18 protein-coding genes and 1 pseudogene are annotated in these 18,570 nt (G+C 63.1%); 3 read left to right on the forward strand and 16 right to left on the reverse strand.

Features of this window, described 5'->3' with window-relative positions; genetic code table 11:
* The 11 genes and pseudogenes from H0X90_RS31515 to H0X90_RS31565 all read right to left on the reverse strand — a co-directional run.
* A pseudogene (locus H0X90_RS31515) lies at positions 1 to 1,325 on the reverse strand (hypothetical protein); the annotation flags it as partial.
* Between the two features lie 634 nt (positions 1,326 to 1,959).
* Positions 1,960 to 2,178: a hypothetical protein gene (locus tag H0X90_RS31520; RefSeq protein ID WP_125346386.1), complete on the reverse strand. Its 219-nt coding sequence runs from the start codon at positions 2,176 to 2,178 to the stop codon at positions 1,960 to 1,962.
* A gap of 172 nt (positions 2,179 to 2,350) precedes the next feature.
* Entirely contained in the window at positions 2,351 to 2,665 is a 315-nt protein-coding gene (locus tag H0X90_RS31525; RefSeq protein WP_125346383.1) for a hypothetical protein, read from the reverse strand.
* 8 nt (positions 2,666 to 2,673) lie between these two features.
* Positions 2,674 to 3,087, reverse strand: coding sequence for a hypothetical protein (locus H0X90_RS31530; RefSeq protein ID WP_125346381.1), 414 nt, complete (start codon positions 3,085 to 3,087; stop codon positions 2,674 to 2,676).
* A gap of 190 nt (positions 3,088 to 3,277) precedes the next feature.
* Positions 3,278 to 4,645, reverse strand: a complete 1,368-nt coding sequence (locus H0X90_RS31535; RefSeq protein WP_227739707.1) for an HlyD family type I secretion periplasmic adaptor subunit — start codon at positions 4,643 to 4,645, stop codon at positions 3,278 to 3,280.
* A gap of 8 nt (positions 4,646 to 4,653) precedes the next feature.
* On the reverse strand, positions 4,654 to 6,450 hold the full coding sequence (locus H0X90_RS31540) for a type I secretion system permease/ATPase (protein ID WP_077190360.1): 1,797 nt from the start codon (positions 6,448 to 6,450) through the stop codon (positions 4,654 to 4,656).
* Entirely contained in the window at positions 6,450 to 7,865 is a 1,416-nt protein-coding gene (locus tag H0X90_RS31545; protein ID WP_227739708.1) for a TolC family outer membrane protein, read from the reverse strand. The genes H0X90_RS31540 and H0X90_RS31545 overlap by 1 nt, the downstream gene beginning before the upstream one ends.
* 559 nt (positions 7,866 to 8,424) lie before the next feature.
* Positions 8,425 to 8,721, reverse strand: a complete 297-nt coding sequence (locus H0X90_RS31550) for an XRE family transcriptional regulator (RefSeq protein WP_012493280.1) — start codon at positions 8,719 to 8,721, stop codon at positions 8,425 to 8,427.
* Between the two features lie 74 nt (positions 8,722 to 8,795).
* On the reverse strand, positions 8,796 to 9,155 hold the full coding sequence (locus H0X90_RS31555; RefSeq protein ID WP_060212316.1) for a type II toxin-antitoxin system RelE/ParE family toxin: 360 nt from the start codon (positions 9,153 to 9,155) through the stop codon (positions 8,796 to 8,798).
* Positions 9,156 to 9,287: 132 nt separating this feature from the next.
* Positions 9,288 to 10,274: a pca operon transcription factor PcaQ gene (pcaQ, locus tag H0X90_RS31560; protein WP_006495024.1), complete on the reverse strand. Its 987-nt coding sequence runs from the start codon at positions 10,272 to 10,274 to the stop codon at positions 9,288 to 9,290.
* Positions 10,275 to 10,351: 77 nt separating this feature from the next.
* A complete protein-coding gene (locus tag H0X90_RS31565) occupies positions 10,352 to 11,089 on the reverse strand; it encodes a helix-turn-helix transcriptional regulator (protein ID WP_077190358.1) in 738 nt (245 codons plus the stop codon).
* 120 nt (positions 11,090 to 11,209) lie between these two features.
* On the opposite strand from H0X90_RS31565, the gene H0X90_RS31570 reads away from it, so the two are divergent.
* The 3 genes from H0X90_RS31570 to pcaG all read left to right on the forward strand — a co-directional run bounded on the left by H0X90_RS31570 (position 11,210) and on the right by pcaG (position 13,356).
* Entirely contained in the window at positions 11,210 to 11,776 is a 567-nt protein-coding gene (locus tag H0X90_RS31570; RefSeq protein WP_077190357.1) for a YiiX/YebB-like N1pC/P60 family cysteine hydrolase, read from the forward strand.
* A 275-nt stretch (positions 11,777 to 12,051) separates the two neighbouring features.
* Positions 12,052 to 12,759, forward strand: a complete 708-nt coding sequence (gene pcaH, locus H0X90_RS31575; RefSeq protein ID WP_006489685.1) for a protocatechuate 3,4-dioxygenase subunit beta — start codon at positions 12,052 to 12,054, stop codon at positions 12,757 to 12,759.
* Positions 12,760 to 12,762: 3 nt separating this feature from the next.
* A complete protein-coding gene (pcaG, locus tag H0X90_RS31580) occupies positions 12,763 to 13,356 on the forward strand; it encodes a protocatechuate 3,4-dioxygenase subunit alpha (protein WP_077190356.1) in 594 nt (197 codons plus the stop codon).
* A gap of 467 nt (positions 13,357 to 13,823) precedes the next feature.
* On the opposite strand, the gene H0X90_RS31585 is transcribed toward pcaG, so the two are convergent.
* From H0X90_RS31585 to gsiC, 5 genes are all read right to left on the reverse strand, one after another.
* Complete coding sequence (locus H0X90_RS31585; RefSeq protein ID WP_006489688.1) at positions 13,824 to 14,603, reverse strand: helix-turn-helix domain-containing protein; 780 nt, start codon at positions 14,601 to 14,603, stop codon at positions 13,824 to 13,826.
* Between the two features lie 193 nt (positions 14,604 to 14,796).
* Positions 14,797 to 15,624 (reverse strand): M55 family metallopeptidase, encoded by an 828-nt coding sequence (locus H0X90_RS31590; RefSeq protein WP_077190355.1) that lies wholly within the window; start codon positions 15,622 to 15,624, stop codon positions 14,797 to 14,799.
* Positions 15,621 to 16,703, reverse strand: coding sequence for a P1 family peptidase (locus H0X90_RS31595; protein WP_006493176.1), 1,083 nt, complete (start codon positions 16,701 to 16,703; stop codon positions 15,621 to 15,623). Before H0X90_RS31595 ends, H0X90_RS31590 begins: the two co-directional genes overlap by 4 nt.
* Complete coding sequence (gene gsiD / locus H0X90_RS31600) at positions 16,703 to 17,596, reverse strand: glutathione ABC transporter permease GsiD (RefSeq protein ID WP_006482629.1); 894 nt, start codon at positions 17,594 to 17,596, stop codon at positions 16,703 to 16,705. Before gsiD ends, H0X90_RS31595 begins: the two co-directional genes overlap by 1 nt.
* A 7-nt stretch (positions 17,597 to 17,603) precedes the next feature.
* Positions 17,604 to 18,524 (reverse strand): glutathione ABC transporter permease GsiC, encoded by a 921-nt coding sequence (gene gsiC / locus H0X90_RS31605; RefSeq protein WP_006482634.1) that lies wholly within the window; start codon positions 18,522 to 18,524, stop codon positions 17,604 to 17,606.
* Between the last annotated feature and the right edge of the window lie 46 nt (positions 18,525 to 18,570).

The raw sequence follows: 18,570 nt of genomic DNA on the forward strand, positions 1-18,570 counted from the left end.
GAACCATCGGCGGCGAAGTCGTACTTCGTGTAGCTCTTGTCGAGGTTGAAGTTGTACTGCTGCGTGGCCTTGCCATCCGTACCGTAGAAGATGTCCAGCGTCTTGAAACCGTTCGCGTTGAACTTCGCGTACTCGGTCATCTGGCCAGTTGTGCCGTAGAGCGAGGCAGTCTGCGAACCATCGGCGGCGAAGTCGTACTTCGTGTAGCTCTTGTCGAGGTTGAAGTTGTACTGCTGCGTGGCCTTGCCATCCGTACCGTAGAAGATGTCCAGCGTCTTGAAACCGTTCGCGTTGAACTTCGCGTACTCGGTCATCTGGCCGGCCGTGCCGTAGAGCGAGGCAGTCTGAGAACCATCGGCGGCGAAGTCGTACTTCGTGTAGCTCTTGTCGAGGTTGAAGTTGTATTGTTGCGTCACCTTGCCATCGGCACCGTAGAAGATGTCCAGCGTTTTGAAACCGTTGGCGGCATACTTCGCATACTCCACGATTTGTCCGTTGGCACCGTACAGCGTTGCCGTACTTAATGCGAGATCCTCATATCGGTTCGCCTGCTTCTCCCCAGTCGAAAATGTGATGGCAATGGATTTAACGGCCCTACCGAACAAATCAAATGAATATTCCAGAGAAACAATAGGAGCTTGGACGAGATGTTTTGAGGATGCGCCGTGCGATTTTCCGTAGTAACCGTAATATGTCTCGTTCAGATTCGCCCCCGGACTTGTCTGTGCCAAATAGCTACCCGCGACCTCGATCATCGCTTGCTTCAGGATATCATCCGACATCTTGCCAACATTTGCATTGTAAATCTTGGTCAGCATATTATAGATGTCATATCCTGGCATTGTGGCGTAGTCCGGTCGATCACCCAGCACGGTGATTTGCGGTCCGCCACGCTGGATGATTTCTCGCGCCACCAGCCAGTTGTTATAGGCAGCCTCTGCTTCCTTGGTCACGCCAATGATTGCCGCAAGATCAAAATCATTCTGCATAGCAGAAGCATATTGGCGGTCAACCGCCGCATCACGTGCATCATTGATATAGTGCCCGATTTCATGACTCAACACTCCGACAAAGACTCGCGGGTCGAGCTGATCATAGGTCTTATTGCCATACTTCCCGAATTGAATGGTCTTTATTTTGGTATCCCAGATCATACCATTCCCGTCCGCACTGACCTGAATAGGGCGAACCTCGTCTTTCAAAACATCGCTATTGTATTTCAACAATTGATCCACAAGCGCTGGACTCCGATTGATCAGATCGAGTTCATCCTGAGTTATCTTGATGTTGACAAACATCGCTTCTTTGCCGGTAATAACTGACATATTATTTATTCCATTTTACTATTTTGAAAAAATCCAAAATCACGAAGACACTCGTCCTCTCCAAACCGAAAGTAAGCCCTGATACCCTTTACCTTCGGACTATCGTAAGAAAAGGACGACCACGAAGCATGTGGGTTTACAGATCGATCAACTTTACGAAATACATCTTTTAGATCAATTGGATTAATGCAAATCGCCGTCGTATTCATTGACACGGAAATTATGACGTTCTCGAAATTTCTGTCGCGGGGTCGAAATATTCCATATCGAAAATCCTCCAGTCGATATTCCTTTGCACCTCCCCTTTGTTTGACTTCACTTCCGTAGCCGAGAATTAATTGGTCGGTACTTTCATAGACTGGCGTCTCAGGCCCCTTTACAAGGTCAATCTGCAATCGCTTTCCAACAAAGTCCACGTCGGTCAAATCGTTCGAGTCCGCTACAGTCTTAATGTCACGTAGAATGTCGCGTGATGAACGAACCGGCGCCGAGCCCACCTTGTAATTCGCACATGCCGTGAGAGCGACGATTCCCGACGCGAGCAAGAAAAGTGAAATCTTCCTCATTTGACACCAAGCCCTTTAATCAAGACCAATTGATTTGGCATTTATAATTGGAGATCCCATCAGGTCGATTAATTAGAATCGACTGAATCCGGATACATTGCCATCGGATTTTCCAGCTTAACGAAGCTAAGGCGACTCGTCATTGCAGGTGAAATTCCCGGAAACGCATCTGACTGCGCATGGTGCAGACTACTTATCAGGTGAGCAGAAGAAACCTCCGGCTGGGCAAAATCGATATTACTTACCACCACCGCACCCTCAATACCGACCACTTTCACAGCCTTCATAAACCTTACCCCTTTTAAAAAATCACTCAGTTATCAGATTACGGGATTGATCTAACAGACCCCGAATTCATGAAAAAACACCTTGCCAAATAGGTTATATCTTCGGCCACCGCTTCGAGCTACTCAGATCGGCAGCACCCGACTGGACGTACGCGCGTGCGTCGGCCTCAGTTCATCGTAAACCGAGCGCCTTCGTTTCAGAAACGAAACTTTCATAGCGCAGTTTTCGTTGGCCCTCCGTCTCATCATCATTTTTATTTCTCTTAATCTCAATAAGAACACTAGAAAGCTCGGCATTCTGATTGAATCCAACCGCAATTGTCTTCTCGATTTGATCATCTACCTGCTGGTACTGCAACGTCCGGTTTCCATGAGGTACCGTTGGTGCACCTGGACCACCGTGGGGAGATGGCTGCGGCGGAACAAGAACAAATCTCTTCGCGAATATTTTCAAGGTCGCCTCGAAATCCGGGCCACCTTTGGACATTCCAAAATTCAGGGCTGCTGTGCCATACCTGATTGATGAATCGTTTTCCCGCCCCCAAATCGAGCACCCGGTGCCGATCCTCCAAAGAACTCCGATGTCTTTATTCTCTGAAATACTGAATCCGACACGTTCCCCGAAATCGAAATATCGCGCCCAGCTCCATCGCGCTGCTCGATTACACTTACCATTTCTAGGTTGAAAATATCTTTCATATTTTCAATTTTATAAAATTTATCCTGAAGCAGGAGATCTCCATCAAAAATCACCTTAAAATTCCCGACCAAATCGACAGCATTTTTCGGCCTGGATGTCATTTTCGTCGCCCCTCCACCCTCTTTCGAGCAAATTAATCTGACAATGATTGAATCTAACTCTTCCGTAAACCCCAGATAGCTTTTCCATGAAGTATGCGGTTGATACACGTATTTGCGTTGTCCAGAATGCTGACTGCACGGCACCGTAGCCGACGCGTCGGACGCGGGTGCGACCTGCGCATAACTAGTGCTCGCGGTTGCGGTAGCCACTACGACAACTAGAGCTGCACCCCTCATCATCCTGCCCGCTAAAATCCACATATAAAAAGTCCTGGAGTCGATCCGATGCCCCATTGAATCAATCCCGCATCGATTTCCGAATCCCGTCCTTAACCGGTTCGAGCAGATAATCGAAGGCCGAGCGCGCATGCGTGCGGATATACACCTCGGTCCGGAGCCCTGGCCCGAGTGCGACCGGTTCCTTGGCGAGACGGTTGGCCTTCTCCAGTGCTTGCGCCGGCACCTCAACCCGCACCACGTAGAAGCGCGTGCGCTTATCGCTGTCGGTCAGCGCGTCTGCCGAAACGTATGTGACCTTGCCGTCGAGCATCGGTGTGGTGCGCGAGTTGTAGGCCGTCAACCGGACGTCGGCGTGGCTTCCGGGTGCGATCTCGCGAACGTCGTCCGGACGGATGTTCGCTTCCACGATCAACGGCGCCCCTTCGGGAACGACGTCAACGATGGGCTCGCGAGGCGCAACCACAGCCCCGATCGTATGCACCTTCAAACCAACGATCACGCCCGCGACCGGTGCGGTCACACGGCTCCGGGCCGACTGATCGCGGACTGGACGAAGTCGCTCACCGATCTGGACTGCGCGTGTGGTGGCTTCCTTAAGCTCATCGTCAGCCGCCTTCACATAGTCGTGACGCAGCCCGGCAATTCGGAGTTCGAGATCAGTCTGCCGCTGCTTCGCGCGGCTCAGATCAGCGGCGCCTGACTGGACGCGCGACAGTGCATCAGCCTCGGCCCGCCGCAAATCGAGCACCTTCGTTTCAGCAACGAAACCTTCCTGTTGCAACGTTTCGTTGGTCCGCCGCTGCTGGCGCGCCATGTCGTAGCTGCGGTTCATCGTCTGAATCAACTGCGAACTGATCGCGATTTCCTGGCGGGTCTGTGCCAGTTCGGTGCGCAGCATCGTGCTCTGGTCGACGAACGCACGCCGGCGCGCGATGAACAGCGAAGACTCGCGTGCCAGCAACTCGGCAACGCGCGGATCGTCGCGCTGTTTCTCCAGCGCTGCCGGGAACGCCAGCGTTTCCTTCAGTTCGCGCTCGGCGGAAAGGCGTGCGATCTTCGCTTGTTCCGCGTCGGATTGCGCCTGCAACGCCGACAATTCGGCCGCCGGACTCACGTTGTCCAGCACAACCAGCACTTGGCCCGCCTTCACACGGTCGCCATCCCGGACCAGGATTTGCTTCACGATCCCGCCTTCCAGGTGCTGCACTGTTTTGCGTTCGCCTTCGGTGCGCACCGAGCCCTCTGCGACGACGGCGCCAGAAATCGGCGCGAGCGCGGCCCACACCCACATCAAGCCCAGACCGACGACAACCCCGCCGACGCTGGCGCCGATCAACCGGCGCGGCAACGGCAGCATGCTGTCGTCGGACGCCACGGAAGCGGGCCACCAGCGTTTCAGACTTTCGCTCACACGATGTAATGCCATGGATGTTCTCATCGGTTGCCTTCCATCGCCGGATCAAGCGTTGGCACCCGGGCGGCCTGCAACGAAGACCGGCTTGCCTGCAATGCAGCGAAATCGATTCCCTGCGGTGAGCCGCTGGCGTCGTCGGTTTGCCCATTCGCCGTGCACGAGCCGCTATCGGCCTGCTCCAGTCCAAGTGGCATTTCAAGCCGTTCCACTTGGCCATCTTTCAGCCGCAATATCCGGTCAGCCAGTGCGAGCAGCGACGGCCGGTGGGTGACCGCAATGATAGTCATTCCATCGGCTTTCAGATGGCGCAGCACGCGTTCGAGCGCGGCTTCCCCCATCGTGTCGAGGCTCGCATTGGGTTCGTCCAGCAGCAGCACGGCTGGTTCGCCGTACAAGGCACGCGCGAGGGCGATGCGCTGACGCTGGCCGCCGGACAACAGCTCTCCCGCGTCACCGATCAGCGTCTCGTATCCATCGGGGAGATTCAAGATCATCTCGTGAACCTCCGCCCGCTTCGCCGCGCGCACGATTGCGGCCGAATCGAGCGGGAGCGGCTTCGCGGTCCGGGCGATGTTTTCCGCGACGGTGCCTGCGAACAGCTCGACGTCCTGCGGCACGTATCCGAGATACCGGCCCAGGGAAGATCGGGGCCACTGCGCCATGTCAGCGCCGTCCAGCCGCACCGCACCTGCCTGCGGTCGCCACAATCCCGCGATGACCCGCAGCAACGTCGATTTACCGGATGCGCTAGGCCCCGTGATCACCAGCGTCTGGCCCGCGGCCAGCGTGAAATTGATACCGCGCAGCAGCAGCCGTCCCAGGCCTGGCGTTCGCGACGGCACGCTGAACGCGATCTGCTCGACCCGAATTTCGCCGGTGGGCGGTGGCAACGCGATCGGTTCGGCCTCGGTCTGACTGACCAGCAGTGCCTCCAGGCGAGGCCATGCCTCGCGCAGCTCGCCGGCCTGCCTCCAGTTGCCAATCAACTGTTCGATCGGCGCCAACGCCTTGCCGAGCAGGATGGTTGTGGCCAGCATCACGCCCGGCGTCGCATGGCCCGAAATCACGAGCCATGCGCCAGCCGCCATCATGATCACCTGGATCGCCTGCCGCAGCCCCTTCGTCAAGTCGCGATAAAACGCACTGCGATCCGACACGTCGCGCTGCGCGGCGATGTAGTCGCGCTTGCGCACATCCCAAGCGCCCACCAGGTTATCCGTCATGCCGAGCACGGTCATGACTTCGGCATTGCGGATGAGGTGCTGGTAGAACGTATCCCCCTCCCGCTGCCGGGCGAGGTAAGACTCGATGCCCTTGCGCGTGAGCCGGTCGTTGACCAGTGCGACACTCACCAACAGCAGCGCGCTGAGCACTGCAATCAGCGCCAAGGACCAGTGAAAGAAGCCGATGACCACCACGTAGACCACCAACCAAGGCGCATCGAAAAACGCGATCACGCCCGACCCTGCGAGAAACGCCCGCAGCGTATTGATGTCACCCTGGCTCGCGAGCGCGCGTGACGGCAGCCGATAGGCGTGAGCGGAAATCTGCGCCTGCAACGCGAGTCGCTCGAGCCGGTTGCCGATTCGCACGCCCAGGTCCGACAAGATCCGGCTGCGGGCAATATCGACGCCGATATTCATCCCGAGTGCGATCGCCATGAAGGCCATCAACATCAGCAGCGTTTGAATGCTCTGGCTCGGTAGCACGCGGTCGTAGACCTGCAGCAGGTAGATGGTCGGCGTCAGCAGCAGCAAATTTGACGCGATACCGAACGCGGCCGCGATCACCAGATGGCGCCTGATGAGTTGATACATCAGCGTCCTCCCGATGCGCCGGAGCTCGCGATACGGGCGAGCGGGCGCTCGACCAACATCGTATCGAGTGCCGCAAGGTCGGCCTCGTCCAAGTCGGCGGTGCTGGCTTTCAGCTTCAGCGCTTGGGCGAGCGTTTCCGTACGGGCGCGCGCGAAATCGCGCTGGGCCCGGTAGAGCTTGTCGCCTGCGTCGAGCACATCAGCGTTCACGCGAACGCCGACCCGGTAGCCGGTCTGATTCGAGCGCAACGCGACCGTGGCGGACCGCACCGCACTCGCCAGCGCATCGGTCTGCGCCAGTCCCCGTGTGACGCTCGAATACGCGTCGTGGGCCGTGAGCCGGGCACTACGCTGGGCGTCGTCCAGATCTTCGCGAGCCTTGTCTTCCAGCGCGAGCGCTTCGCGAATCTTGCTGCGGGTCATCAGCCCGTCGGTCAGCGGCAACGAGATCTGGATGCCGACGTAGCCGGAGCTGCCGCGGCTCGCACCGGTGTAGAAGTTCGTCTGTCCATTGATAAACGCCGCGTTGCCGTTGCTGGCATTGCCGACCAGCGAGACGGTGGGATAGTCACCGGCGCGCGCCTTGCTTCGCTCGCGGCTGGCAAGCTGGATTGCGATCATTTTTCGACGCACTCCGTAATCTGCGGTGGCGGCCGTGCCCATCCACTGTTGCAGGTCTGCGGGCGCCACGGGCGGAAGACGCGCACCGTCACGCCATCCGTCTACACTGTCGACAGGATGACCGACAATCTTCTGGAGCGCCGCGTAGCTGGTATCGCGCTGCGTTTGCGCGGCGACTTCATCGGCCCGTGCAGCATCGAAGCCGGCCAATGCCTCGTTCGTATCCACGATGGTCGCATCCCCCAGTGCGAAGCGGCGCTTCGCGAGCGCCAGTTGTTCCGCGACGGCCTTGCGGTGAGCGATGGCAAGCGCGAGGTCGTCCTGCGCATTCAGTGCGGCCAGATAGGCCTGAGCTAGACGAAGGAGCAATTCCTGCTTCGCTTGCGCCAACGCCAGATCGGCATCCATCGCGAGCAGCTGGCCCTGCTGCCAGTTTTCCCAGGCGGCCCAATTGAAGAGTGGCTGGCTCAGCGTCAAGGTGAAGCCATTTGTCGAATAGCCGGGTATGGTCTGGCCGGGAATCCGCACGCCATTGCGATAGATGACCTGCTGGATACCGACTTGCGGCAACAGTCCCGCTCGCCCTTGCGGGGATTTTTCGATCCCCGCACGCCACGCAGCTTCGGCGCTCCTGAACGTGGCATCTTGGGCGAGCGCCTCGCTGGCGAGATTCGCCAGACTCGACGCGTTGGCATGTGTAGCCGATATGACCACAAGAAAGCAGGAGATTGCCTTTAGCGCATTGCGCGCAGCGTACCGAGGATGCCCGACCTTGCGGTTGGGCTCTCGTGACATGCCCCCATCTGTTCGACTGTGCCGACTGCAGTTGCTCATCGTTTTCCTTTATTCGCGCATCCACTGCAGTTGAGTCGAGCGCAAACGTTTGTCTTACTGAGCGCAGTTGCACATCACATTGCAGATCTTTTCGAGTGTATGAAAAACATTAATTGGTAAAAATAGAACGAGTCCGAACTCCTTTAGCGCTTCACTAGAAAGAGTCTGAAAATCCAAGAAATTCGAACGTCAGTCGCACCCGATTAACATGCAATCGACCGTCCTTGGACATCGCCCAAAAGGTAAGCGGCCTCGGATATCGCCACCCGACCGCCGGGATCGCGCTGAAGGCGCATTAGGTATGTCGGGTAACAGTGATTTTCTATAGTGGTTTGAATAACCACGGGAGGGTGCGCTGTGCTGGAGCAATTTGAGTCTTCAATCCAATCAATTTGCACCACGACAGCGGAAATGAACGACACCGCGAACCGGTAAGCCGCCGCGCCCTCCATGGGACTCACCGGAAAATAACGCAAGCCTCCATCGGAAATCGGCTGCCCGCCGGTTCAACGGGCACACGTCAGGCCGGCACCAGCTCGAAACTGAGCCGCTTGCCGAGCGCGGCAGCCGCGCTCGCGAGCGTCGCCAGCGTGAGGCTCGTGTCGGTTTCGTCGAGCAGACGGTTGAGCGCGGCGCGGCTGGTTTTCATCCGCGCGGCCATCGCCGTTTTCGTGATCTGCTGCGCCTTCATTTCCTGCCCGATCTGCCACGCGATCACGCGCTTGATCGCGGTGGCGGTGGCTGCTTCGAGATTGCCGTCCGCTTCGAGGAAGGCGTCGAAATCGCTGCCGATATACGGATTGTTCGTGGTCGTCATGTCGTACTCCAGGTGCATGGCGTCGCCGGCTGCCCGACCGTCGAAGACGGTGTGCTCCAGCGTAACCGGGGAATTCAGATGGCGCGCGTCAGCGTTTTCAGGCGCGCGACGGTGACGTCGAGATCGTCCGACGGCGTGGCCCGCGACTGCTTGAAGAAGCCGTGCAGCAGCACCATCGTGTCGCCGACGACCGTGAACAGCACGCGTGCGCTTCGCCCCGGCACCGTCACGCGGATCTCCCACAGATCCTTCGCCCTCTTCCGGACCAGCGGCATGCCGAGCGGCCAGCCGAGTTGAACGGTCTTGATCTCTTCGCCGATCGCCCTTCGCTCCACTCGCCCGAGCGCGTTGAGCCATTCGCGCACCGGCTCGTGGCCGCGGGCCGTCCGGAAGAACCGCACGCCGAGCGTGACCTGAATCTGCTGTCTCGCCATCGTCTTGTCGCCAATCGTATCAAAAACGGTACGATATGCCAAGCACCCGATGACGGCTACTGACCGGATGGCCAGTCCCGCAGCAAGAAAGAGAAAGGAGATCGGGTCCGGCGCATCGCCAGGCCCGATGAATCAACGCTTGCCGCGAGCAGGCTTGCGCGCCGTGCGTGGCGCCCGGTGCGGGCGCGCATCGCCGAACCGCGACCGAGCGATGTCGCGCACCGCGTCGATCAGCGTCCGCGCGACCGGCGACGGCTGCGCATCGGTACGCAGCACGAGCCCGACCGGCTCGTCGGTGCCCGCAGACGGCAGCGGCAGGCGCGCGAGCGCACCGGCCGACAGATCGTATTCGGCGGCATAGAGCGGCACGAACCAGACCGCGTCGTTCTCGAGCGCCAGCGCGCGCGCAACCGATACCGACAGCACCTCGATGAACGAATCCAGCGGCGGCGCGCCGCATGCGCCGAGCAGTTGCTCGGCCGACTGGCGGATCAACGTGCCGAACGGCGGCAGCACGACCGGATAGCGCGCCAGCTCGGCGGCCGGCGCCACGCTCGCGAGCAGCGGATGCCCGGCGCGCACGACCGCGACGAGCGGCTCGTTGTACAACTGCTCGAACGCGAGCCCGATCATTCGCTCCGGCTCCGACAGCCGGCCGATCGCGCATTCGATGGCCCCGGATTTCAGACGCTCGAGCAACTCAGCGTTCGCGGCCGTCGCGATCCGCACGACGATACGCGGCCAGCGCGCGGTCAACGCCTTCATCAAGGCCGGCGCAAGCGAGGCCGCGACGGTCGGCAGCATGCCGATTTCCAGCGTCGCGGCGGCGGCCCCGCCCTCGCGCGCCAGCAGCCCGACGCCCTGACGCAGCGCCAGCACGCACGCATTCGCGTGCGGCATGAACAGTTGCGCTTCGCGGGTCGGCTGCGCGCCGTGCCGGCCGCGCTCGAACAGCTTCACGCCGAGGATCGCCTCCAGCTCGGCGATCGTCTTCGACACGGCCGGTTGCGTGATCGACAGGCTTTCGGCCGCTTTCTGCACGCCGCCCAACTGCGCGACCGCGAGAAAACACTGCAGGTGCCGGAATTTGACACGGCCGTCGGCGATACGGTTATTCATAACGGGTGGTTATGCGAATGACGATGAATTGCCATTTTGCATAACTTTCCGGACAGGCCCAAGTGTTCGGGACGACGTCACCCATGGCGCCGCAGCGCGTGAAATCCGGTCGGCTCCCAGATCCGTTTCGCGATCAGCAGGGCCGTGCCGTGCTTCTGCCCGAGCGGCGCAGACGACGACTCGGCATGCAGCGCCGCCGCCTTGCTGGCGAGCCGCCGCAGTTCCTGTTCGAGCTCCGCGGCAGCCGCGTCGGTCAGCATCCCCTGCAGGAACGTCATCGTCTCGCCCGGGCCGTCGAAGCGGCTGCCGAGAAAGTCGTCGAGCACGTGCGCATGGAAGTAGCGGCGAATCGGGCCACCCGGCAGCCAGTCGAAATCGCGCGCGACGCGCACGCGAATCCGGTCGCCGGGCAACAGCGCGATCACGTTCATCCGATCGAGCATCAGCAGATATTTCACGCACTCGGCCTGCGTGAGCCGATAGGCCGACACGATGTCCTGCACGGTCCAGTAGTTGATCGCGCAGACGGCGACGAGCAGCAGTTTCTCGTCCGACACGAGCAACGCCTCCTGCGCCTCGGTCAGCACGCGCAGGCGCGGCGCGGACGCCGACGCTTCCTGCACGAGCTCGGCGAGCGTATAGCCGAGCAGTTGCGCGATCTCCACGACGCGCTCCAGCGTGAAGCGGCCGCTCGCGAACAGCCGCTTCACGCTCGTCTCGGAGACGTCGAGCGCACGCGCGACGTCCCGGTAAGTCATTCCCTGCGCCTTCAGCTGGCGCTTCAGCGTTTCGATGAGTTGGGCAGTCTCGGTCATGTTGGTATCGAAAAATGATGCTCGTGGTCGGATATTAGGCTACTCGCGTATCCGCATCAGCACTTTTGGATACTTGTCTGCATAATCCGCTCCGTCCTGTCATGCAACGACGGAGCCGAAATGACCGCCCGAATCGACACAGCCGCCTGCGAACCGCACCACGCCGCCCCGCGCGATGCACGCGCCACCGATCGCACGATGCCGCTCGCCACCGTACGCACGCTGGCGGCCGGCGCCCACGTCGGCGATCTCGTGTTCATCCGCGAGCGAGCCGGTGCACCGGATGCCGCGACGGGCGCGGCCGGCGCATGGGCCAACCGCTTCGGCATCGTCGTCGATACGTCGGGCGACGAACCGGCGATCGCGGAGTCGACGGCGTTCGGATGGACGACGCTCACGCCGCTGTCGCGTTTCGTCGCCCGGACCGACGGCGGACGCATCGCCCTGGCGCGCCGCGTCGCGGCGGCATCGGCCGACGCGCAACGCCACGTCCACGCGCTGGCCGAACGGCGAATCGATGCGCTGCTCGGCAGTCGCTTCAACCTGCGCGCGCGGCGCGGCTTCTGCGCGCAATACGTGGCCGAGGTGCTCGGCGCCGGCCACGCGGCGACACCGTCGGCCCTGCTGCGCAGCGGCACGCTGGCGCTCGAATTCGACGGGATCGTGTTCGACCCCCGCCAGCCATGACGACGGGCACGCTCAGGGAGACCGGATAACAACGAGAACAAAAGAAAAAACAGCGACGGGCTGGCTGGAGGGCCGTGCACGGGGTCGTCACCGACGACGCGAAGCCCGATCGTTTTTTCCGCTGGACAGGCTTCCTGTCCGGCGGAATTTTCATTGCCGGGACGAACATAACGAACGGTTATGCGATTCGCGAAAAAAGGTCATTTTGCATAACTTTCCGGATTGGCTAAAGTCGTGGCCATCCACTTCGCGAAATACCTATCAGGAGACGCCCGATGGATTCCCCCACGATCCTCACGCCGCGCGACTGGCCGTCGCATCCGGCCTATGTCCATCCCGAGTACCGTTCGTCCGTGAAACGCGGCCCGACCCGCCCGCTGATCCCGCTGAAGGAGAAGTTGCGCGACCAGTACGCGCCCGTCTACGGCGCGGAAGATCTCGGCGCGCTCGACCACGATCTGACGAAGAACGCCGTGAAGAACGGCGAGCCGCTCGGCGAGCGGATGGTCGTCACCGGCCGCGTGCTCGACGAAGGCGGCAAGCCCGTGCGCAACACGCTCGTCGAGGTGTGGCAGGCCAACGCGGCCGGCCGCTACGTGCACAAGGTCGACCAGCACGACGCGCCGCTCGACCCGAACTTCCTCGGCGCCGGCCGTTGCCTGACCGACGACGAAGGCCGCTACCGCTTCCTGACGATCAAGCCCGGCGCGTATCCGTGGGGCAACCATCCGAACGCGTGGCGCCCGAATCACATCCATTTCTCGCTGTTCGGCGATTACTTCGGCTCGCGTCTCGTCACGCAGATGTATTTCCCCGGCGATCCGCTGCTCGCGTACGACCCGATCTTCCAGGGCACGCCGGAAGCCGCGCGCGATCGGCTGATCTCGCGCTTCTCGATGGACATCACCGAAGAAGGCTATGCGCTCGGCTACGAATTCGACATCGTGCTGCGCGGCCGCGACGCCACCCCGATGGAGCGCTGAACCATGACGACGCTGAAGCAAACCCCTTCGCAGACGGTCGGCCCGTACTTCGCGTACGGCCTGTGCCCGCAGCAATACGACTACGACCTGAAAAGCCTGTTCACGCCGACGATCGCCGCGGCGCACGCCGAAGGCGAGCATGTGCTGCTGGTCGGGCAGGTGTTCGACGGCGACAACAACGTGGTCGGTGACGCGGTGCTCGAATTCACGCAGGTGGACGGCGCGGGCCGCTACCCCGCGTCGCGCGACGACATCGCGACATCCGGCTTCACGGGCTTCGCGCGGGTCGGCACGGGCACCGACCCGCAGCAGCGCTTCGTCGTCGAGACGGTGAAGCCGGGCCGCGTCGCCGCCGACGAGGCGCCGCACATCAACGTGACCGTGATGATGCGCGGCATCCTCACCCATGCGTTCACCCGCGTGTACTTCGACGACGAAGCCGCCGCGAACGCGGTCGACCCCGTGCTCAACGCGGTGCCGGCCGAGCGTCGCGCGACGCTCGTCGCGAAACGCGATGCGCGGCCGGGCCGCCCGGTCGTCTACCGCTTCGACATCCGCATGCAGGGGCCGGAAGAAACCGTGTTCTTCGACGTTTGACGCACGCGCCGGCGCTTGCCGGCTCCGTGCACCGGGTACCACCGCATCGCCGTGTGGCGCGATCCCGACAGGCATCGCGCCACACGGCGTTTTTGATGCGCCGTCGCGATCATTCGATGGTGCGCCGCATCGTGACCGACGCGGCTGCGGATGATTGCCCCATCGGCTTTCCGCCCCGATATCGAACGCGCGATTGAAACGCGTGCTGCAACAGCACATCAATCATGGAGCCGACACGATATCGTTTGCGCGTTATACGGCGTATGCTTCGCTATTCGCAACGCACCGGCTGGATTAAATCGTAATAAGAAATAATTGCATGCGTCATGCGCGACGCTGCCCAAGCGGCGGCCCGCGCATTTTTTCAGACAGAGTGCCTTTAAACGCGTCTGGCCGAAGGTGGCGGACGCGTATTTTTTTGGCGCGGCGGCCCGCGTACCAGCAGAGCCTGCGCCGGGTCGCGGCGCCTAGCGACGCATCTCCAGATAGCGGCTCGGCGTATCGCCCAGGATGCGGCGAAACGCCGACGTGAACGCACTCGCGCTCGCGTAGCCGAGATCGAGCGCGACGCGCGTCACCGGCTGCCCGTCGGTCAGGCGGGCAATCGCCGCGAGCATGCACACCTGCTGGCGCCATGCGGCGAAACTCACGCCCGTCTGCGCGCGGAACTGCCGCGTGAACGTGCGGCGGCTCACGCCCGCGTCGGCCGCGACCCGGTCGAGATCGGCGTCGATCGACGGCGCCGCGAACAGGTGGCGGCACACCTTCGCCAGCCGTGCGTCGGCCGGCAGCGGCGCATGCAGCGAGAGGCGCGGCATCGTCGCGATTTCCGCGACCAGCAGATCCATCAGCTTGCCCGCGCGGCCGTCGACGTCGTACATCGCCGGCAGGTCGACCGCATCGTCGAGCAATTGCCGCAGCAGCGGCGACACGCCATATACGCCGCACTGGGCCGGCAGGCCGGCCGCCTGCGCGGCATCGATGGACACGAACGCGTTAAGCATCGTGACCGGCCCGGCCATCGTCATTTCGTGCCGCACGCCGGCCGGCACCCAGCACGCGCGCTGCGGCGGCACCAGCCAGCGCCCGTGCGGCGTCGACACGCTGATCGTGCCGCGCGACGCGAACGCGAATTGCCCGCGCACGTGCGCGTGATCCGGAAACGTCGTGCCCGCCGCGAAGTCGTTGGCGAGCACGACCACGCTCCGGGGAATGTGTTCGTAGGGATCTAGCAGCGTATTTCTCACGGCTCGAATTCCATCATCAATAATCCGATATCAAAGGCCGGTCGCCTTCGAATGATCCACGATCCGCTCCACGTCCGGTCAACACAACCCGCTCGCGCTGGCCGCGACGATGGAAGCATTCCCGCTCGCCGCGACGGCCCGCCCGATCGCGTCGCGCTCGGCCGCGCGCCGGCGCACATCATCACGGCACGCGTCACCGCAGCATGAACGACATCGCCGACAGGCTGTTCAGCGTGCGCACCACGTGCTCGACCGACGGCCCGTCGAAACGCAGCGTCACCGCATCGACGCGCTCGAGCGACGGCAGCACGCAGAACAGGTCGGCGAGCGCGGCCGTCTGCACGCGCAGCGTGCACGCAGCCGGCGCCGGTCGATGCGCGCCGGCGCGCACGCCGGCCGACAGCGCCCGCGCGACCGTTTCGCGCGCGGCGGTCGCGATCCGCGCACACGAGGCGGCGGGCGTCAGCGTCTCGCCGCTCGACGCGCCGCCGGCCGTCTTGACCGTCTCGAAACGCGCGTCCGGAAACAGCGGCTGCGTTTCGTCGGCGAATACGTCGTCGCCGGTCGCGAGCGCGACATGCGCGCCATATTCGCGCGCCAGCGCGCCGTACAGGCCGGCCTCGCCGAGCTCGACGCCATTCAGCCACACCTGTGTGAACGCAAAGCTGTTGATCGTGTGCGCGAGCACGCCACGCGTCTGCGATTTCGCGTGATAGCCGATCATGAACACGAGATCGGGCTGCTGTTCGAGGCCCGCCATCATTCCGAGCGTGCGCGGCTTGCCGAGCACGACGCGCGCCCGCGCATCGAGCCCGTCGGGCAGCAGGTTGCGAAAGCCGCCATGCGAATCGTTGACCCAGACGGCCTGCGCACCGCCCGCGAACGCGCCTTCGATCGCCGCGTTCGCCTCGGCGGTCATCCAGCGGCGCGCGCGTTCGTATTCCGGATTGCCGGCGCGCGTCTGCTCGACGGCGAATACGCCGGCGACACCCTCGATGTCGGTCGAGATCAGGATCTTCATGACTGGGTCGAACGTCCTTCGTTGTCTTCGTTGAACAGCCGGTCGAGATCGGGCACCGCGTCGCGCAGCGCTTGCCGCACGTGGCCGTCGCGCCCGGCGACCGTCACCGCCTGCAGCAAGGCGTCGGCGATCGCGTGTTCGACGCTTTCGGCCGCGGCCATGAACAGCGGATCGAGCGCCGCATCGGCGACGAGGGCCGGCAGCGCGATCGTCGACGCATCGTGCGCGATCGTGTAGGCGGTCGAGAACGCGAGCGCGATGTCGCCGCTGCCATGCCCGTAGACGGAGCCCGTACGGGCCAGCCCCGCCCCCGCGCGACGCGCGAGCCGCGACAGCTGCCGCGCGTCGAGCGGCGCATCGGTGGCCAGCAACAGGATGATCGAGCCCTGCTCGGGCGGCGCAGCGTGCGCCGCTTCGGCCGCGCGCCGTTGCGCGACGATGCGCCCGAGCGGCACGCCGCCGAGCGTCAGCATCGGCAGCCGGCCGAAATTCGCGAGCACGAGCGCGCCGACCGTATAGGGGCGGCCCGCCGCGACGGCCACGCGCGACGCCGAACCGATCCCGCCTTTCAGGTCGAAGCACGACATCCCGCGCCCGGCGCCCACCGCGCCGCGGGCGACGTCGCGCGACGCCGCGCGGCACGCGTCGTCGTAATGCGCGGCGGTGACCGCGAACGCCTGGATGTCGTTCAGGTAACCGTCGTTGCACTCGAACACGAGCGGATTGACGGTCGACCAGTCGCGGCCGATCCGCGGATTCGCCGCGATCGCCGCGCGGATCTGCGCCTGGGCGACCGCGCCGACGCCGAACGTGTTGGTCAGCGCGATCGGCGTGTCGAGCGTGCCGAGTTCGTCGACCTGCACGAGCCCGACGCTCTTGCCGAAACCGTTGATCACGGCGGCCCCCGCCGGCACCTTGCTGCGGTACACGTCGCCCGGATGCGGCTTCACGACGGTCACGCCCGTCTGCACGTTGCCGGCATCCAGCGTGCAATGGCCGACCGTCACCCCCGGCACGTCGGCGATCGTGCCGCGCGGCCCGGCCGGCAGCGTCGCCGTCCACATCGGTGCAGCCCGCATCAACGGCGCTCCAGCTTCGGGTCGAGCGCGTCGCGCAGCCCGTCGCCGAGCAGGTTGAACGCGAGCACGGTCAGGAAGATCGCGAGACTCGGGAACACCGCGATGTGCGGCGCCGTCACCATGTCCGCGCGCGCCTCGTTGAGCATCGCGCCCCACTCCGGCGTCGGCGGCTGCGCGCCGAGCCCGAGGAACGACAGGCTCGCGGCGGTGATGATCGACGTGCCGATCCGCATCGTGAAGTAGACGACGACCGACGACACGGTGCCCGGCAGGATGTGCCGCATGATGATCGTCCAGTCGGACGCGCCGATGCTGCGCGCGGCCTCGACGTAGGTCATGTGCTTGAGCATCAGCGTGTTGCCGCGCACGAGCCGCGCGAACGCCGGGATGCTGAAGATCGCGACCGCGCAGATCACGTTGACCATCCCGTTGCCGAGGATCGCGACCACGCCGATTGCGAGCAGGATGCCCGGGAACGCGAACAGCACGTCGGCGATGCGCATCGTGATGCGGTCCCACCAGCCTTCGTAGTAGCCGGCGAGCAGCCCGAAGAACGTGCCGATCACCGCGCCGAGCGCCACCGAGAAGAAGCCGGCCGCGAGCGAGATGCGCGTGCCCGCGACGATCCGGCTGAAGATGTCGCGGCCGAGCGAATCGACGCCGAACCAGTGCACGGCCGACGGCCCCGCGTTCAGCGCGTCGTAGTCGAAATAGTTCTCCGGATCGAACGGCACGATGTGCGGGCCGACGAACGCCAGCACGACGAGCGCCAGCACGAAGCCGCCCGCGACGAGCGCGACGGTCTGCTTGCGGAACTTGCGCCAGAATTCGCGCCACGGCGTGCGGATCGCGGTCGGTGCGGCCGGCGCCGCGGTCTGGACAGTCGCGTTCATGCGCGCCTCACTTGAACCGGATGGTCGGGTTGATGACCGCGTACAGCACGTCGACGGTCAGGTTGATCAGGATGAATTCCAGCGAGAACAGCAGCACGATCGCCTGGATCACCGGGTAGTCGCGCATCGTCACCGCGTCGACGAGCAAACGGCCGAGCCCCGGCCAGTTGAACACGACCTCGACGACGATTGAGCCGCCGAGCAGGAAGCCGAACTGCAGCCCCATCATCGTGACGACCGGGATCATCGCGTTGCGCAGGCAGTGCTTGAGCACGACCATCGGCTCGTGCACGCCCTTCGCGCGCGCGGTGCGCACGAAGTCCTCGTTCAGCACCTCGACGAACGATGCGCGCGTGAAACGCGCCATCACGGCCGCGACCGCCGCGCCGAGCGTCAGCGACGGCAGCACGTAGCTCTTCCACGAGCCGTCCGGCACGACCGGCAGCCAGCCGAGCTTCACCGAGAACACTTCCATCAGCAGCATGCCGAGCGCGAACGCGGGAAACGAGATGCCCGACACCGCGATCGTCATCCCGAGGCGATCGGGCCAGCGATTGCGCCAGACCGCCGACGCGATCCCGATCGCCATGCCGAGCAGCGTCGACCACACCATGCTGACGAGCGTCAGCATCAGCGTCGGCATGAAGCGTTCGCCGATCTCGGTCGAGACCGGCCGCTTGCTGCGCGTCGACATGCCGAAATCGCCGTGCGCGATCTTCGTGAAGAAGTTCGCGAACTGCGCGGGCAGCGGCCGGTCGAGCCCGAGATCGGCGCGCACCAGCGCGACCGTCGCGTCGTCGGCTTCGGGACCGGCCGCGAGCCGCGCCGGGTCGCCCGGCAGCAGGTGCACGAACAGGAACACCAGCACCGCGACGATCGCGAGCGTGGGCAGCAGGCCGAACAGGCGTTTGACGAGGAAATTCAGCATGGGACACCGATCGAATCAGCGCACCGGCGGCTCGCGCCGCCGGCAC

Source organism: Burkholderia sp. 9775_39, assembly GCF_015712225.1.
Classification (GTDB): Bacteria; Pseudomonadota; Gammaproteobacteria; order Burkholderiales; family Burkholderiaceae; genus Burkholderia; species Burkholderia cenocepacia.

Excerpts from the sequence above, each read along its gene's own strand:
- H0X90_RS31520 (WP_125346386.1), bottom strand. The coding sequence starts at position 2,178 with ATGAAGGCTGTGAAAGTGGTCGGTATTGAGGGTGCGGTGGTGGTAAGT.
- H0X90_RS31525 (WP_125346383.1), bottom strand. The coding sequence starts at position 2,665 with ATGTCCAAAGGTGGCCCGGATTTCGAGGCGACCTTGAAAATATTCGCG.
- H0X90_RS31535 (WP_227739707.1), bottom strand. The coding sequence starts at position 4,645 with ATGGCATTACATCGTGTGAGCGAAAGTCTGAAACGCTGGTGGCCCGCT.
- H0X90_RS31540 (WP_077190360.1), bottom strand. The coding sequence starts at position 6,450 with ATGTATCAACTCATCAGGCGCCATCTGGTGATCGCGGCCGCGTTCGGT.
- H0X90_RS31545 (WP_227739708.1), bottom strand. The coding sequence starts at position 7,865 with ATGTCACGAGAGCCCAACCGCAAGGTCGGGCATCCTCGGTACGCTGCG.
- H0X90_RS31550 (WP_012493280.1), bottom strand. The coding sequence starts at position 8,721 with ATGACGACCACGAACAATCCGTATATCGGCAGCGATTTCGACGCCTTC.
- H0X90_RS31555 (WP_060212316.1), bottom strand. The coding sequence starts at position 9,155 with ATGGCGAGACAGCAGATTCAGGTCACGCTCGGCGTGCGGTTCTTCCGG.
- pcaQ (WP_006495024.1), bottom strand. The coding sequence starts at position 10,274 with ATGAATAACCGTATCGCCGACGGCCGTGTCAAATTCCGGCACCTGCAG.
- H0X90_RS31565 (WP_077190358.1), bottom strand. The coding sequence starts at position 11,089 with ATGACCGAGACTGCCCAACTCATCGAAACGCTGAAGCGCCAGCTGAAG.
- H0X90_RS31570 (WP_077190357.1), top strand. The coding sequence starts at position 11,210 with ATGACCGCCCGAATCGACACAGCCGCCTGCGAACCGCACCACGCCGCC.
- pcaH (WP_006489685.1), top strand. The coding sequence starts at position 12,052 with ATGGATTCCCCCACGATCCTCACGCCGCGCGACTGGCCGTCGCATCCG.
- pcaG (WP_077190356.1), top strand. The coding sequence starts at position 12,763 with ATGACGACGCTGAAGCAAACCCCTTCGCAGACGGTCGGCCCGTACTTC.
- H0X90_RS31590 (WP_077190355.1), bottom strand. The coding sequence starts at position 15,624 with ATGAAGATCCTGATCTCGACCGACATCGAGGGTGTCGCCGGCGTATTC.
- H0X90_RS31595 (WP_006493176.1), bottom strand. The coding sequence starts at position 16,703 with ATGCGGGCTGCACCGATGTGGACGGCGACGCTGCCGGCCGGGCCGCGC.
- gsiD (WP_006482629.1), bottom strand. The coding sequence starts at position 17,596 with ATGAACGCGACTGTCCAGACCGCGGCGCCGGCCGCACCGACCGCGATC.
- gsiC (WP_006482634.1), bottom strand. The coding sequence starts at position 18,524 with ATGCTGAATTTCCTCGTCAAACGCCTGTTCGGCCTGCTGCCCACGCTC.